We start from the raw sequence: 15002 nt of genomic DNA on the forward strand, positions 1-15002 counted from the left end.
CCACGAGGGAGACCCGACCGATGACCACTGCCGACCGCCCGGCCACGGCGGCGCGACGTCCCGCGACGGCCTGGGCCCTGGAGAGCGCCGCCTTCAGCGCGACCATGGTCGCCCGGCGCCTGCCGTGGACGGATGCCCCGGCCCGCGCGCTGGGACTGGACGCGCTGACCCGCGACGGGCTGACGCGCCTGCTGTTCGCGCACCTGCGCCGCAGCCGGTCCGGGCGCCCGGTCCGGCTGCGCACCCCGTACGGCACCTTCCTGGTGCCCCTGACCAGCGGCGACGTCGCAGGGCTGCTCACCCGGGCCGACGAGGCGGGGGTTCTGGAGCCCGCCGCCGGACTCACGCCGGGCGGACAGCGGTACGGCCTGTCGCCGCACGCGCCGCTGGACCGGGAGGCGGCCGCCGCACCGGCCGCCGACCCGCAGGCCGTGGCGGCACTGGACGCCCTGCTGGCCGAGGACGTGGACCGGGCGATCACGGCCCGCCGCGGGGACGGCACGCTGGAGTGGCACGCCTGGTACCGCGCCACGCTGCGGCTGAGCCGCCGTGTGGTCGCGGGCGAAGGGGCCGCCCCGGACACCCTGCTGAGCGAGGTGATCGCCGTCGCGACGGCGGCCGCGGGCGAGAGGTCGTACGAGGCCGGGTCCGCGGCCCTGCGCCGCCGCCTGGAGTTGCACCTCGCCGACCCGGACTCCGCTTCCCTGGCGGGGCGGCTGATGGCGCGGGGCGCCGATCCGCACGCCGCGGTGCCCGCGCTCGCGCACACCCTCGCACTGGTCTCGGAGGCCGCCGCCGGGACGGCGCTCCAGGCGCTGGCCCTGCTCGCCGCGGGCGCGGCAGCCTCCCCGCGGGACGCCGTGGGCGAGGCGCTGCGCCGTTTTCCGCCGGTGGCCGCGGCCGTGTACCCGGTGCGGGCGCCGTTCGTCTGGGAGGACCTGGCGGTCGGGGCGGGGACCGAGATCCTGCGGGCGCCCGGCTGGCTGCGCGGCCGCGACGAGACGGGCGACCCGGACCCGGATCCGGCCCCCGCGGCGCTGTGCGGGGCCCCGGCCGGATGCGCGGCGGCGCGGTTCGCGGCGCTCGTCGCCGAAGCGGTCGTCCGGGCCGTCACGGCGCGGGTCCGACCGGTGCTGATCGCGCCGGACCTCCGCGCGGACCGGCTGCCGGACACGCTCGACCCGCGGACGCTGCTCGTGGCGCTGGAGGACCTCCCGTGCCGGGAGGACCAGAGCGGCCGGTCGGCCGACAGCTCGGCGGGCAACGGTTCGGCGGGGGACGGGCGGGTGACGGGCGGCGCGGCAACGGCCGTGCCGGTCTCCGCGCACGGGTACGCGCCGGCCTCGTACGGCGCACTGGCCCACGCCGGCGCCGACCGGCTGGAGCGGCACGCGGCGAGCCTCGCCGCCTGCGCCGGCCGCAGCGGCTGGAACGAGGACGAGGCGGGCGAGCGGTTCCGCATGGTCCTGCTCGGGCACGCCGAACGGTGCGCGCGGGCGGCGGACGGCGTCCGGCGTGCCGCGAAGCACCTGTCGGACTGAGGGGGACGGTCACATGCGTACATCGGTCCTGGCCGGGCTCGGCGCGTACCTGCCGCCGCGCGCCGTGACCAACGCCGAGCTGTGCGGGCGGCGGGCGCTGGGCGACGAGTGGATCCGTGAACGCATCGGGGTGGCCAGTCGGCGCATCGCCGACGGCGAGGCCACCGTCGACCTCGCCGTACGGGCGGGCCGGCACGCACTGGCGGCCGCCGGGGCGGTCCGGGCCGACGCGGTCGTCCTGGCGACCATCTCCCCGGACCGGCTCCTGCCGGCCGGCGCCCCGGAGGTCGCGGCGCGGCTGGGGCTGGGCACCGTAGCGGCCTTCGACCTGGCCGCGGGCTGCAGCGGGTTCCTGTACGGCCTGGGCGTGGGCTCCTCGATGATCACCGCCGGAACCTTCGACAGCGTGCTCGTGGTCGCCTCGGACGTGTTCAGCGCCTTCCTCGATCCGCAGGACTGGCTGATGTCGGCGATCTTCGGCGACGGGGCCGGCGCGGTGCTCCTGCGGTCCGGCGCGGCGGGCACCCCGGGCGCGTTCGGGCCGTTCGACCTCGGCAGCGACGGCACGCAGGCCGACCTGCTGGAGGTCCCTGGTGGGGGTGCCCGGGCCCGGAAGCGGATGCTGGCGGACCCGGGCGGGCAGGAGCCCTCGCCGTACTTCCGGATGGACGGGCCCGCCGTGCGCAAGCAGGCGGTCGTCGGCATGTGCGATTCGCTGACGCGCGCCCTCGACCGGGCGGGGTGGTCGCTCGGCGAGCTGGACCGGGTGGTCGCCCACCAGGCGAACCAGCGCATCCTGGACGGCATCGCCGACGAGTTGGGGCTGGCTCCCGGGCGGGTGCTGTCGCACATCGAGTCGTACGGGAACGCGGCGGCCGCCTCCGTTCCCGTACTGCTGGCCCAGGCGGCCGCCGCCGGGACGCTGGTGCCGGGGCAGCGGGTGGCGCTCACCGCGTACGGGGCTGGGCTGGCCTGGGGCTCGACCACCCTGGTCTGGCCCGAGGTGCGGGCGGTGACCGAGGGCGGCTGAACCGCGCACCGGCCCGGTCGGTCACCGCCGCCGCGGCGCTACCAGAACGGGGTGTCCCGCCTGCTCCGTTCCCGGTCCACCAGGGCCTGCACCGCGTCCCGGGAATCGGCGCACAACCTCCGGGCCGCGGCGCACCGTTCGGCGTAGGACCCGGGCCGGGGCGGCGCCGGGATCGGCTCGCCGATGGTGATGAGCCACTTCGAGGGCAGGGGGAAGACCGGGGTGATCGGGAAGCAGGGGAGGTCCAGCAGGCGGGCCAGGGCCGGGATCTCCCCCATCCGGGGGCAGGCCTCCTCGGCTCCGATCACGGACACCGGGACGACCGGGGCGCCCGCCCGGACCGCGGTGACCGCGAATCCGGGACTGAAGGGGCGGAGCCGGTACCGCTGGCGAAAGGGCTTCTCCAGCCCCGAGATGCCTTCCGGGAACACTCCGACGAGTTCACCGGCGTTCAGGTGTTCCAGTCCCAGAAGCGGATCGAGAGGAATCGCGCCTTTCTTGCGTGCGTACGAACCGATCACCGGAATACGGAAAACCAAGGGCGCCGCGGGAACGTGCAGGGGGCGGTGGAGGCTGCGGGAGAAAACCTTCTGGAGAACGAAGGCGTCAAGGCCCCAGGCACCCGAGTGATTGGCGACGACGACCGCCGGACCGTCGGCCGGAATATTCTCCAGCCCCAGGACGTCCACCCGGAACCAGTCGTCGACGAGCCAGTCGAGGAGCTGGTCCCAGGCGGTCTCCCCGGCATCCCCGAGCAGCCTCTTCATGTTCCTGAGTTCGGCGCCGGCGGCACCGAGCACCTCGATCACATCAGTCATGCTTTCCGACACGAATGATCCCCACTCTTGCGTTTCGAATCAGCAATAAGCCAATGAGGGGCGAGTTTTGAGTAAATTCCCTGCCGTGGTAGATATTTGAGCACGGGAACGCCCCACGTCCGGGCACGGCTCCCGCACTTCCCTTTTCACCACCGGCCGTTGCGACACCATGCTGCAATGTCCTCGCTACCGCAAATGAGAGCCACCTGTGACCACTTCCGCGCCGGAATCCGTCCTCGACGTGATCAGTGAACTGCTCATCGAGAGGTTCGAAATCCCCTCCGACGAGGTACGGGCGAACGCGCCGATGCGCGCCCTGCTGACCGACTCCCTCATGGTCGTGGAGATGGCCATCGCCGTGCACGAGATGCTCGGCGTCAAGATCGACGAGGAGGAGCTGCGCGGGGCGACCCTCGGCGAGTTCGCCGGATCCGTCGAAGCGCGGCGGACCGACCGTTGACCCGATCGATCGCCCGACCGCCCGAGGCCGTCGTGACCGGGCTCGGCCTGGTCACGGCGGCCGGGGGCGACCGGGACAGCACCTGGTCGGCCGTCCTGGCCGGCCGCTCCACCGCCGCGCCCGACCCCGCCCTGGACGGTCTGCCGGTCTCCCTCAGCTGCCGCGTCCCGGAGCTGGACCACCCGGTACTGCGCCGGCGGGGCTCGGCCCGGCTGGATCCGGTCTCCCGGTTCGGCCTGACCGCCGTCGCACAGGCCCTCGACCAAGCCGCACTCGATCCGCGGGAGTGGGACGGCCGCCGGGTGGCCGTAGTCACCGGCGGCGGCTTCGGCGGGGCGCGGTCGCAGGAGACCGCCTCGGCCCGACTGGCCGAGCACGGGCCGGAGTTCGTCTCGCCGTACTTCCTCACCGGCTACCTCGGCAACATGGTGTGCGCGAACATCGCCCTGTACTTCGGGGTGACCGGTCCGGCCCTGTCCACGTCCACCGCCTGCGCCTCGGGCACCACGGCGCTCGGCCTCGCCCGGGACCTGCTCGCGACCGGGCAGTGCGACATCGCGCTCGTCTGCGGCGCGGACGCGGCCGTGACCCGGCTGACCGTGACCGGGTTCGCCCAGCTGGGCGCCCTGTCGAACACGGGTTCACGGCCCTTCGACACCGCGCGCGACGGCTTCGTCATCGCCGAGGGCGCCGGCGCGCTGGTCCTGGAACGTCCCGACCACGCCGCGGCCCGGGCGGTCCGCCCGCTGGCGCGTCTGATCGGCTACGCGGCCTCCACCGACGCCCACCATCTGGTGGCTCCGCACCCGGAGGGACGCGGCGCCGAACAGGCCGTCCGGGCCGCACTCGCGGACGCGGACGTCGACCCCGGGGACGTCGGCCACGTCAACGCGCACGGCACCTCGACCCGGCAGAACGACGACATCGAGGCCGCCGTCCTGCGCCGCGTCCTCCCGCACCGGCCGCCCGTCACCTCGGCCAAGGGCGCCCTCGGGCACACGCTCGGTGCGGCGGGCGTCATCGAGGCGGCGCTGACCGTCCTGGCCCTGGCCGCGAGCGCCGTGCCGCCGACCGCCGGGCTGCGCGAGGCAGACACCGGCCTGGACATCGACGTCGTCAGCGGGACGGCCAGGAACCACGCGTCGTCGGTCGCCATCAGCAACTCCTTCGGGTTCGGCGGCCACAACGCCGTGGCGGTACTGGCACTCGCCTGAGGAGCGGGAGCGGCAGCGGGTTCGGGTTCGGGTTCGGGTTCGGGTTCGGGTGAGTGAAGTTCAGGGCGGGGGTACGCCGTGTCGGGCCGCCCGCGCGGGTCCGGTTCGCCATTCTGGGCCGGGCACGGCATCGCGACCGCGCTGCCCGTCCCCCACGGCGAGAAGGAGTACGGCATGGCGACGGACACGGTCGGGCGATTCCTCGCGGCGTTGGAACCGCACCGGCGGGAGGCCCTGACGAGCCGACCGCCCGAGGAGCAGGAGCGACTCGCGGCGGCCTGGGAGCGGGAGCTCGCGTCGGACGACGAGCTCGACACCCTCGACGAGCTGTCCCCGCCGGCAGCGGAAGCCGAGGCCGCCCGCCGCGTCATGGACCGCGAAGCCTGAGGGGCCCGGCCGAGACCCCGCAACTTCCCCCGGAACACAGGCAATCCCTGCCTTCGGGGCAGCCGGCACGCCCGATCCTCGTACGCTGCCGGAGTGGGGAGTCGTCTCGGAAGGGGGACCCACATGTCCTTGCAGAAGGGTGCCAACGTACCGGTGCCGAGTGACACGGTCCGGGTGGAGCTGGGGTGGCGGGGCGGTCCGGGAGCGCCCGATGTGGACGTGTCGGCCCTGCTGCTGACGGCGGCCGGCAAAGTGCGGTCGGACGACGACTTCGTGTTCTACAACCAGCCCGTTCACCGCAGCGGAGCCGTGCGCCACGAGGGGCGGCGCCAGGACGGCACCGGAGCCGTCGAGACGATCGGGGTGGCGCTGTCCGCGGTGGAGCAGGAGATCGGGACCGTGGTGCTCGCGGCCTCCACCGACGCCACGTTCGGCCGGGTGTCCGGCCTCTTCGTACGGGTGCTGGACGCGCAGAGCGGCGCCGAGACCGCGCGGTTCGACGCCACGGGTGCCACGACGGAGACCGCACTGGTGCTCGGGGAGCTGTACCGGCGCGGCGGCGCGTGGAAGTTCCGGGCGGTGGGGCAGGGATACGCCTCCGGTCTGGCGGGGCTCGCCACCGATTTCGGCATCACGGTCGACGATCCCGCCCCGCCCGCACCTGCGGTGCCCGCGCCAGTGACGCCCGCACCCCTGCCGACCATGTCCCTGCGCCCCGCACCCGTAGCGCCCGCGCCCCTGCCGACCATGTCCCTGCATCCCGCACCCGCGGTGCCCGCGCCGGCCCGGCCGGTACAGCTGTCGAAGATCACTCTGACGAAGGCGGCGCCCGCGGTGTCGCTGACCAAGCAGGGGGCCACCGCCGGGCGCATGCGGGTCAACCTCACGTGGAGCGCCGCCCAGCCGCCGCGCGGCTGGATGCGCAAGGGACGGGACGCCGTCCGGCTGGAGGACGTCGACCTGGACCTCTCCTGCCTGTGGGAGCTGCAGAACGGCATGAAGGGGATCGTCCACCCCATCAACAACCAGTTCGGCTCCTTCGACCAGCCTCCGTACGTCCAGCTGGACCACGACGACCGGACCGGTGCGAGCGAGGACGGCGAGAACCTCCTCATCAACCTCGATCACGCGGCCGGGATCAAGCGGCTCCTGGTGTTCGTCGTCATCTACGCCGGGGCCACCAGCTTCGCGGGACTCCGGGGCGTCGCCACCCTGTACCCGCCCGTCGGTCCGCCGATCGAAGTGCTCCTCGACGAGTGCACCGTTCCCGCACCGGTCGCCGCGATCGCACTGATCGAGAACGTCGGCGGGGAACTCATCGTCCGGCGCGAGGCCAAGTACCTCGTGCTGCCGCCCGGCATCCTCAAACAGCAGGCCGCCGACCTCGAGTACGGCTGGGGAATGAACTGGCAGCCGGCGAGCAAGGACTGATCCTCCCACCCCGGTTCGGCGCTGGTTGACTCGTGCGTACTGCACACCCCATCGGTGACAGGCATGACTGTCGCGGCCCTCGGACCGCGTGACAGCGTGGTCACGTCACCGACCGAGGGAGCAGGAGTGAACAAGGGGTACGCCGCCTTCTGCGACGCCGACCGCTGGTTCTACGACGCGCCGTACCGGCGGGCCGAGCAGAGCTACCCGGCCGCGCTCGCCCCCGTACCGGCGGGGTGGCAGACACACCGCAGCGGGGACTGGCTGGCGCTGCGGCCCGTCGACGCCCGGCTGCCCTCCCAGGGCTGGAAGATCCACGTCTCGGCGTGTCTGGACAATGCGCAGTCCGTCCTCGAACGGGTCCACCGCTACTGCGTGGAGCGCCGGATCGCCTTCAAGTTCGTGCCGAGCCGGTACCTGCTGCACCTGCGCAACGCGAAATACGCCGACCGTGCGGCGAGCGGCAAGTTCCTCACCGTGTACCCGGCGGACAAGGAGCAGTGCCGGATCATCGCCGAGGAACTCGACGCGTTGCTCGCCGGCGAGTCCGGCCCGTACATCCTGAGCGATCTGCGCTGGAACGACGGTCCCGTACACCTGCGTTACGGCAGTTTCACCCTGCGGCACTGCTACGACGAGCGCGGCGAGCTGGTGCCGGCGATCGAAGCCCCGGACGGCCGGCTCGTGCCGGACGCGCGGGGTCCGGTGTTCCAGCCGCCGGAGTGGGTCGGGTTACCCGCGTTCCTGGCTCCCCATCTGGCCCGGCGGGCCGCCGTCACCCTCGAAGGGCTCCCGTACACGGTCGAACGGGCCCTGCACTTCTCCAACGGGGGCGGGGTCTACACCGGCCGGGACGTCCGCACCGGTGAGCCGGTCGTCCTCAAGGAGGGGCGCCCCTTCGCGGGACTGGCCGCCGACGGGGCGGACGCCGTGACCCGGCTGCACCGCGAACGCAGGGCCCTGGAGCAACTGGCCGGGCTCGACTGCGTGCCCTCGGTGCACGGCGCCTTCACCGTCGGGGACCACCACTTCCTGGTGATGCAGCACCTGGAGGGCAAGCCCCTCAACACCTACTTCGCCCGCCGCCACCCGTTGATCGAGGCGGACCCGGATCCCGCGGAGCTGGCGGACTACACCCGGTGGGCGCTGGACGTCCACCGGCAGGTGACGGAGGCCGTGGAGCGGGTGCACGCCCGCGGCATCGTCTTCAATGACCTCCACCTGTTCAACATCATGGTCGCGGAGGACGAGGGGACCGGAGAGCCTTCGGTCGCGCTGCTCGACTTCGAGGCCGCCGCCCACGCCGACGAGAACCTCCGCCAGACCGTCGCCAATCCGGCGTTCGTGGCTCCGGCCGACCGGCGCGGATTCGCCGTGGACCGGTACGCCCTGGCCTGCCTGCGCCTGGCCCTGTTCCTTCCGCTGACCAGCCTGTTGGTGATGGACCGGGCGAAGGCGGCGCACCTGGCCGACATCGCCGCCGAGCAGTTCCCCGTACCCCGCGCGTTCCTCGACGAGGCGGTACGGGAGATCCTCGCCGGTACCGATGACGGGGGCGGTGCCGGGAGCGGGTCGCAGTCGGGGGCCGGGTCCTCCGGTCTCGGGGTCCTGGCGCGGCGCCCCTATCTGCCCGTCGAGCCGGGCGACGGGGAAGCCGCCCGCGCCTCGATGACGGCCGCACTGCGGGCGAGCGCCACCTTCGACCGCGAGGACCGCCTCTTCCCCGGGGACCCGGCCCAGTTCGCGGCCGCCGGCGGCGGCAGCTGTTTCGGCCACGGAGCGGCCGGCGTGCTGTACGCGCTCGCCGAGACCGGCGCCGACCCGTGGCCCGAGGCCGAGGAATGGCTGCTGGCCCGGGCGAAGGAGCCGGCCTCCGGTATGCCGCTGGGCTTCTACGACGGTCTCGCGGGTCTCGCCTGGACCCTGGAACGGCTCGGGCACCGCGACCGCGCCCTCTCCCTCACCGAGCAACTACTCGACCAGGCCTGGCAGTCGGCCGGACCCGACCTGCACGGCGGGCTCGCCGGCATCGGGCTGGCCCTGGATTCCCTGGGCTCGACCACCGGCGAGCGCGAACTGCACGCTGCGGCCCTGCGGTGCGGCGACCTCCTCGCCGAGGCCGAAGCCGCAGCCGCAGCCGAGGCAGAGACCGCTACCGCCGCGACGAAACGGGCCGGTCTGCTCCACGGCCACAGCGGACCCGCACTGCTCCACCTGCGGCTCTACGAACGCACCGGCGACCAGGAGTCCCTGCTCCGGGCCGGCCGCGCCCTGCACCGCGATCTCGACCGCTGCGTGACCAGCGCTTTCGGCACCCTCCAGGTCGACGAGGGGTGGCGCACGATGCCCTACCTCGGCGGCGGCAGCGTGGGGATCGGCATGGTGCTGGACGACTGGCTGGAGCATGCGCGGGACGACCGCTTCGAACGGGCCCGGCCGGAGATCGTCCGCGCCGCCCAGGCGACGTTCTACGCGCAACCCGGCCTGTTCCGCGGTGCGGCCGGCATGATCCTCCACCTGGCGCGCACCACCACGCCGGGGCCGGGCTCCGCCCCCGAGGACATCGCCCGGCAGGTGGAGGCGCTGGCCCGGCACGCGGTCCCCTACCGAGGCTTCCTGGCCTTCCCCGGCGAGCAGATGATGCGCCTGTCCATGGACCTGTCCACGGGCACGGCCGGCGCGCTCCTCGCCCTCGGCAGCGCCGCGCCCGGTGGGCGCGCGCACCTGCCGTTCCTCCCGCCGCCGCGGTCGGCCGCGGCGACCCCAGAGCCGGTCCCCCTCGCGGGGGCCGTGACCCATCGGAACACCACAGTGAAAAGGAATCGGACATGACGCTTCTGGACCTGCAGTCGATGGACACCCCCAAGGAAGAGACCACCGAGGCCGCGCACGGCGGCGGTGGTGGCGGCAGCCGCGCCAGCCTGCTCCTCTGCGGTGACAGCAGCCTGAGCATCACGACCTGTAACTGATCAGGTCCTCCGGGGCCCGGGCGGTTCGCCGCCCGGGCCCGTACCACACCCTGGAGCCCGCGCCCATGACTGCGCCCGACCCCACCGGTGAGGCGGCGGCCGCCCGCGGCGCCGACCGGGCCCTGCGGGCGGCCGCGCGGCACAGCGCCGGCCGCCTCACCGCCGTCTCCGTCTGCTCGGTGGCCGCCTCCGGCGCGGCCCTGGCCGAACCGGCGGTCCTCGGCCACACCCTCGACCTGCTGCTGCGGCAGGACCCCGCCGGTACCCGCTGGACCGTGTGGTGCGCGGTGGTGATCGCCGCCGAGGTGCTGCTCGACGCGATGACGGCCCGGCTCACCGGCGGTGTCGACGCCCGCTCCACCGCCCGGTTGCGGCGCCTGGGACTGTCCCGGCTGCTGCGCACGGCCCCGCACCAGGCGGCCCGCCTTTCCCCCGGGGACACCTCCGCCCGGCTGACCGCGCAGGCCACCACCGCCGGCGCCGTACCGGCGGCCGTCGTGAGCGCGGCCGTGGCCCTGCTCGCCCCGCTCGGCGGACTCGTGGCGCTGATCCTGGTCGACGTATGGACCGCGCTGGCCTTCCTCGCCGGACTCCCCGTGCTCGCACTGCTGTTGAGGACGTTCGCCCGAGACTCGGGCGCCAGCGTCGGCCGCTACCAGGAGGTGCAGCTCGCGATGGCCGGCCGCCTCGTGGAGGCCCTCGGGGGCGCCCGTACCATCGCCGCCGCCGGCACCGCCGAGCGCGAACAGGCACGCGTACTGGACCGGTTGCCGGAGCTCGGCGCCGAGGGGCGGCGGACGTGGCGGATCTACGGCGCGACCATGGCACGGACGAGTGCCCTGATGCCCCTGCTGCTGTACGTCGTCCTCGGCGTGGGCGGGGTCCGCCTCGCGGAGGGGGCGCTCGGCGTCGGAGGACTTCTGGCCGCGGTCCGCTACGCGGGCCTCGCGGCCGGGGTCGGCGCCGTCACGGGGCGGCTGGCGGCCGTGGTGCGCGGCCGGGCCGCCGCCCGCCGGACGGCGGCCCTCTTCGACCTGCCCGAACTCCCGCAGGGAGAGCGCCGGTTGCCCGAGGGCGGGTCGGGGACGCTGGAGCTGCAAGGGGTACGGGTCGTACGCGCGGGCGCGGTGCTGCTGCGCGATGTGGACCTGCGGATCCCCGGCGGGCTGACGGTCGCCGTCGTCGGCCGCTCGGGTTCCGGCAAGACGACGCTGGCCGCCGTGGCGGGGCGGCTCACCGCGTGCGACGGGGGCCGGGTCCTGCTCGACGGCGTGCCGCTGGACGAGCTGTCGGGCGAGGAGCTGCGCCGCGAGGTCGGCCACGCCTTCGAACGGCCGGCCCTGTTCGGGGAGGGCGTCGCGGACGCCCTCGCGTTCGGCGGCGGACCGGCTCCGGGCCCGGAGGCCGTGCGCGCCGCCGCGCGGGCGGCCGGGGCGGACGCCTTCGTCCGCCGCCTGCCCGAGGGGTACGACACGGCGCTCGCGGACGCGCCGATGTCCGGCGGGGAGCTCCAACGCCTGGGACTGGCGCGGGCGTTCTGCCGGGCCGGGCGACTGCTCGTGCTGGACGACGCGATGTCGAGCCTGGACACCGTCACCGCCCGGGAGGTGGAGCGGGCCCTGGCCCGCGACGTCCGGCCGGGCACCCGCCTCGTCGTCGCCCACCGCGTCTCCTCGGCCGCCCGCGCCGACCTCGTCGTATGGCTCGACGCGGGGCGGGTCCGGGCGACCGCTCCGCACGCGGAGCTGTGGCGGGACCCCGGCTACCGGGCGGTGTTCGGCGAGGTGACGGGGTCGGCCGGTGGGCCGGTCGCGGAAGTCGTTGCCGAGGCGGCCGCGCAGACGGTCGCGGAGCCGCCCGGCCGGGAGGCGGTCCGATGAGCGGGGACGGGACCTTGCGCCGGGTGTCCCGCGAGGGCCGCCGCTTCCTGCGCGGGCACCCCCGGTCGCTTCGCCGGCTCGCGCTCTGGTCCCTGCTGGAGTCCGCGCACACCTTCCTCGGCGGTTACGCGGTGGCCCGCGCCCTCGACGACGGCTTCCTGGCCGGCCGCACCGCCACCGGCATCGGCTGGCTGGCGGTGGCCGGTGCGGGCGCCCTGCTCGGCGCCCTCGCCCTGCGCGGGGTGTTCGGCGGGCTCGCGGACCTGGTCGAACCGCTGCGGGACGGTCTCGTGCGGCGCACCGTGCGCCAGGCGATCGGGCGGGCCGTCGCCGATCCCGGGCGGGCCGGTGACGCGGGTGCGGTCTCCCGGCTCACCCAGCAGACCGAGATGGCCCGGGACTCCTTCGCCGGACTGGTCCTGATCGCCCGGTCGTTCGTCTTCACCGCGCTGGGCGCGCTGCTCGGACTGGCCGCGCTGGCTCCCGTCCTGCTGATCCTCGTGGTGCCCGCGCTGCTCGTGGGCACGGTCGCCTTCGTGGCCACGCTGCGCCCGATGGCACGTGTGCAGCGTGCGGCGCTGGACACCGACGAGGCGCTCGCCGCGCGCACCGGCGAACTGGCGGCCGGCCTGCGCGACATCATCGCGTGTGGGGGCGGGGCGAGCGCCGGAGCCCGGGTGGAATTGCTGATCGCCGAACAGGAACGGCTGACCGGGCGCCTCGCGCGGTGGACCGCCCTGCGCACGCTGGCTCTGGGCGTCGCGGGCCGGCTTCCGGTCGTCGTCCTGCTGGCCGCGACACCCTGGCTGCTCGGGCGCGGGGTGAGCGCGGGGGCGGTGGCGGGGGCCCTCACCTACCTGGTGCAGTCCCTGCTCCCCGCCCTGGCGGCGCTGATGACGGCCGTGGGCGCGGCGGGCACCCGGCTGCTGGTGGTGCTGGACCGGTTCTGCGGTCCGGAACCGAAACCGGCGCCGACGGGACCGGATTCGCCGGGGCCGGGGACGGGGACGCGAGCGGGCCCGAGGACGGGGTCGGGGACGGGGACGGGGTCGGGGACGGGGACGGGGTCGGGGACGGGGACGGGGTCGGGGACGGGGACGGGGTCGGGGACGGGGACGGGGTCGGGGACGGAACCAGGACAGGGCGGAGCCTGCGCGCGGGCGGCCTCGGTCCCCGCGCAGCCCGCACCCGCCGTCGAACTGCAGGGCGTCCGCTTCGCCTACGGTCCCCGCGCGCACCCGGTGATCGACGGCCTCGACCTGGTGGTCCGGCCGGGCGAGCACCTGGCCGTGGTGGGGCCGAGCGGGATCGGAAAGTCCACCCTCACCGCTCTGATCGCCGGCCTGCTGCCGCCCGGCCGGGGCACCGTTCGGGTGGCGGGCGCGCCCGCCCGCGGCCTCCCGGGCCATGGTCCCGACATCCGCCGGACGCTGCTGCCCCAGCAGGCGTACGTGTTCACGGGCACGGTCCGTGAGAACCTCACCCACCTGTGCCCCGGCCCGGTGTCGGGAAGCGAGGTGGAGCGGGCCGTGGCCGCCCTCGGCGCCGACGCGCTCGTGGCCCGGCTCGGCGGACCGGACGCGCCCCTCGACCCGGGCCGGCTCTCCCCGGGCGAGCGCCAGCTGCTCGCCCTCACCTCCGCCTACCTCTCCCCCGCCCTCCTGCTGCTGCTGGACGAGGCCACCTGCCACCTCGATCCCCGGGCCGAGGGGCGCGCCGAGCGGGCGCTCGCGGAGCGCCCCGGCACGCTGGTGGTGGTCGCCCACCGCATTTCCTCCGCCGCCAGGGCCGACCGGGTCCTCGTACTCGACGGGACCCGGGCGGTGTGCGGCACGCATGCGGAACTCCCGGCCAGGTCGCCCCTGTACCGGGATCTGGTGGGTGTGTGGAACGCGTCCGAGTGAGGCGGGATCCGGGAGCCCCGGCCGGGGCTCAGACCCAGCCGGCCCGCCGGGATATCCGGATGGCGTCGATCCGGTTTCGGGCGCCGGTCTTCCGGGTCACGGCGGCCATGTAGTTGCGTACGGTTCCGCTGGCGAGGTGCAGGGCGCGGGCGATCTCCGCGATCGAGTCGCCCTCGGCGGCCCGCGCCAGGACGCTCAGCTCGCGCGGGCTGAGCGGCATGGGATCGGCCTCCATGAAGGCCGAGGCCAGCGTGGCGTCGATGAAGCGCTCTCCCGCGGCGACCTTGCCGATGGCCCGGACCAGCCGGGCGGGCGAGCCGTCCTTGTCGACGTAGCCGAGCGCCTGGGTGCGGAAAGCCCGCCGCAGCGAGCCCGGCGTGTCGGCCCGGGCGAGCACCAGCAGGGCCGCGGACGAGTCGGGCAGCAGGCGGGCGCCTCCGGAGTCCGAGAGGAGGGCGGCCGAGACCCCCGGACAGTCGAGGTCCGCGACTGCCACGTCAGGCCGTAAGAACTCCGCCTGGCGTGCCGCGGCCCGCCAGCCGGAGGAGGTGACATCGAAATCGCCTTCGGATCTCAGCAGCGCGGCCAGGGCGGACCTCACGAGACACACGCTGTGCAGCACCAGGACCTTGGTCATCGGGTTCCCCTCACGTGACGGTCGATCAGCATCAAGCGGCTGCCCAGCTACCACCGTGGGGGAACGTGTCCGCGGGAGGCGTGCGGGGGTGCGTGGCCTGACCCCGGCGCTCCTCCCGTGCCACCCGTGGTCGGCATGCGGCCCTCCCACCTCGGCAGGTATCCGGGAAACTCCGCGGAACCCCGCCGTACACAGATATCCGGATGGGCTGATTCCGTGCGCATCGGGCGGATCGGGGGTTTCGGATGCGCCTCAGTGGCCACACGCGTAAGAGCAACGGACCACGAGGAGAGGAGTGCACTCCCATGACCACGATGGCCCTGCTGATCGCACCCATGGTGCTGGCCCTGCTGCTCGTCCACCGCGGCCGCAGCCACCGCGCCCGCCACCGGGCGAGCCGTTTCTAGGGCCTGTATGAGGTCGTGGTCAATTCGGTGGTCTTGATCAGGTCATCGATCCAGATCATTGCGGCGTGGAGGTGGAGGCCGGCGAGGAAGCTGTCCGGGGTCTTGTCGTATCGGGTGGCGATGCCGCGCCAGGCTTCCAGCTTGTTGATCAGGAGCTCGACCGTGTTCCGTTCTTTGTAGAGGCTGGTGTCGCGGCTGACGGGCCGGCCGCCTCGTGCGCCCTTCATCTTGCGGTTGGCGGCCTGGTCCCGCTCGGTCAGCAGCCGGGCGGGGGCGTCAGGCCGAACCTGGAGATGACGTCGGGCAGCCAGGCGGGCCGCCCGA

The 15002-nt window shown here is 74.5% G+C and carries 12 protein-coding genes and 1 pseudogene; 10 read left to right on the forward strand and 3 right to left on the reverse strand.

All coding sequences use genetic code 11. The features are described from left to right. Positions 1–20: 20 nt before the first annotated feature. Complete coding sequence (locus tag ACIQZO_RS04840; protein ID WP_403620145.1) at positions 21–1541, forward strand: hypothetical protein; 1521 nt, start codon at positions 21–23, stop codon at positions 1539–1541. A gap of 13 nt (positions 1542–1554) precedes the next feature. Then, positions 1555–2571: a beta-ketoacyl-ACP synthase 3 gene (locus tag ACIQZO_RS04845; protein WP_403620147.1), complete on the forward strand. Its 1017-nt coding sequence runs from the start codon at positions 1555–1557 to the stop codon at positions 2569–2571. Between the two features lie 38 nt (positions 2572–2609). Here the strand turns inward: ACIQZO_RS04845 and ACIQZO_RS04850 are convergent, their stop codons facing one another. Further along, positions 2610–3389 (reverse strand): lysophospholipid acyltransferase family protein, encoded by a 780-nt coding sequence (locus tag ACIQZO_RS04850; RefSeq protein ID WP_403620150.1) that lies wholly within the window; start codon positions 3387–3389, stop codon positions 2610–2612. Between the two features lie 208 nt (positions 3390–3597). Between ACIQZO_RS04850 and ACIQZO_RS04855 the strand changes: the two genes are divergently transcribed. The 8 genes from ACIQZO_RS04855 (at position 3598) to ACIQZO_RS04890 (ending at position 13634) form a co-directional block, all read left to right on the forward strand. Then, positions 3598–3849, forward strand: a complete 252-nt coding sequence (locus tag ACIQZO_RS04855) for an acyl carrier protein (protein ID WP_403620153.1) — start codon at positions 3598–3600, stop codon at positions 3847–3849. Next, complete coding sequence (locus ACIQZO_RS04860; protein ID WP_403620156.1) at positions 3846–5063, forward strand: beta-ketoacyl-[acyl-carrier-protein] synthase family protein; 1218 nt, start codon at positions 3846–3848, stop codon at positions 5061–5063. Before ACIQZO_RS04855 ends, ACIQZO_RS04860 begins: the two co-directional genes overlap by 4 nt. A 174-nt stretch (positions 5064–5237) precedes the next feature. After that, entirely contained in the window at positions 5238–5450 is a 213-nt protein-coding gene (locus ACIQZO_RS04865) for a hypothetical protein (protein WP_403620159.1), read from the forward strand. 123 nt (positions 5451–5573) lie between these two features. After that, positions 5574–6881, forward strand: coding sequence for a TerD family protein (locus ACIQZO_RS04870; RefSeq protein ID WP_403620162.1), 1308 nt, complete (start codon positions 5574–5576; stop codon positions 6879–6881). A gap of 126 nt (positions 6882–7007) precedes the next feature. Continuing rightward, complete coding sequence (lanKC, locus tag ACIQZO_RS04875) at positions 7008–9713, forward strand: class III lanthionine synthetase LanKC (protein WP_403620886.1); 2706 nt, start codon at positions 7008–7010, stop codon at positions 9711–9713. Beyond that, entirely contained in the window at positions 9710–9850 is a 141-nt protein-coding gene (locus ACIQZO_RS04880; RefSeq protein WP_393709394.1) for a SapB/AmfS family lanthipeptide, read from the forward strand. The genes lanKC and ACIQZO_RS04880 overlap by 4 nt, the downstream gene beginning before the upstream one ends. A 65-nt stretch (positions 9851–9915) precedes the next feature. Continuing rightward, positions 9916–11730 carry an ATP-binding cassette domain-containing protein gene (locus ACIQZO_RS04885; RefSeq protein WP_403620166.1) on the forward strand — a complete coding sequence of 605 codons (1815 nt, stop codon included), beginning with the start codon at positions 9916–9918 and terminating at the stop codon, positions 11728–11730. Further along, positions 11727–13634, forward strand: a complete 1908-nt coding sequence (locus ACIQZO_RS04890; RefSeq protein WP_403620169.1) for an ATP-binding cassette domain-containing protein — start codon at positions 11727–11729, stop codon at positions 13632–13634. Before ACIQZO_RS04885 ends, ACIQZO_RS04890 begins: the two co-directional genes overlap by 4 nt. Positions 13635–13662: 28 nt before the next feature. Here ACIQZO_RS04890 and ACIQZO_RS04895 read toward each other — a convergent pair whose 3' ends face one another. After that, entirely contained in the window at positions 13663–14271 is a 609-nt protein-coding gene (locus ACIQZO_RS04895) for a response regulator transcription factor (protein WP_403620172.1), read from the reverse strand. Between the two features lie 403 nt (positions 14272–14674). Beyond that, positions 14675–14932, reverse strand: a pseudogene (locus ACIQZO_RS04900) (hypothetical protein); the annotation flags it as partial. Positions 14933–15002: the final 70 nt, after the last annotated feature.

The sequence above is a fragment of the Streptomyces sp. NPDC097617 genome (assembly GCF_044761485.1).
Taxonomy (GTDB): domain Bacteria; phylum Actinomycetota; class Actinomycetes; order Streptomycetales; family Streptomycetaceae; genus Streptomyces.

Excerpts from the sequence above, each read along its gene's own strand:
- ACIQZO_RS04840 (WP_403620145.1), top strand. The coding sequence starts at position 21 with ATGACCACTGCCGACCGCCCGGCCACGGCGGCGCGACGTCCCGCGACG.
- ACIQZO_RS04845 (WP_403620147.1), top strand. The coding sequence starts at position 1,555 with ATGCGTACATCGGTCCTGGCCGGGCTCGGCGCGTACCTGCCGCCGCGC.
- ACIQZO_RS04850 (WP_403620150.1), bottom strand. The coding sequence starts at position 3,389 with ATGACTGATGTGATCGAGGTGCTCGGTGCCGCCGGCGCCGAACTCAGG.
- ACIQZO_RS04865 (WP_403620159.1), top strand. The coding sequence starts at position 5,238 with ATGGCGACGGACACGGTCGGGCGATTCCTCGCGGCGTTGGAACCGCAC.
- ACIQZO_RS04870 (WP_403620162.1), top strand. The coding sequence starts at position 5,574 with ATGTCCTTGCAGAAGGGTGCCAACGTACCGGTGCCGAGTGACACGGTC.
- ACIQZO_RS04880 (WP_393709394.1), top strand. The coding sequence starts at position 9,710 with ATGACGCTTCTGGACCTGCAGTCGATGGACACCCCCAAGGAAGAGACC.
- ACIQZO_RS04885 (WP_403620166.1), top strand. The coding sequence starts at position 9,916 with ATGACTGCGCCCGACCCCACCGGTGAGGCGGCGGCCGCCCGCGGCGCC.
- ACIQZO_RS04890 (WP_403620169.1), top strand. The coding sequence starts at position 11,727 with ATGAGCGGGGACGGGACCTTGCGCCGGGTGTCCCGCGAGGGCCGCCGC.
- ACIQZO_RS04895 (WP_403620172.1), bottom strand. The coding sequence starts at position 14,271 with ATGACCAAGGTCCTGGTGCTGCACAGCGTGTGTCTCGTGAGGTCCGCC.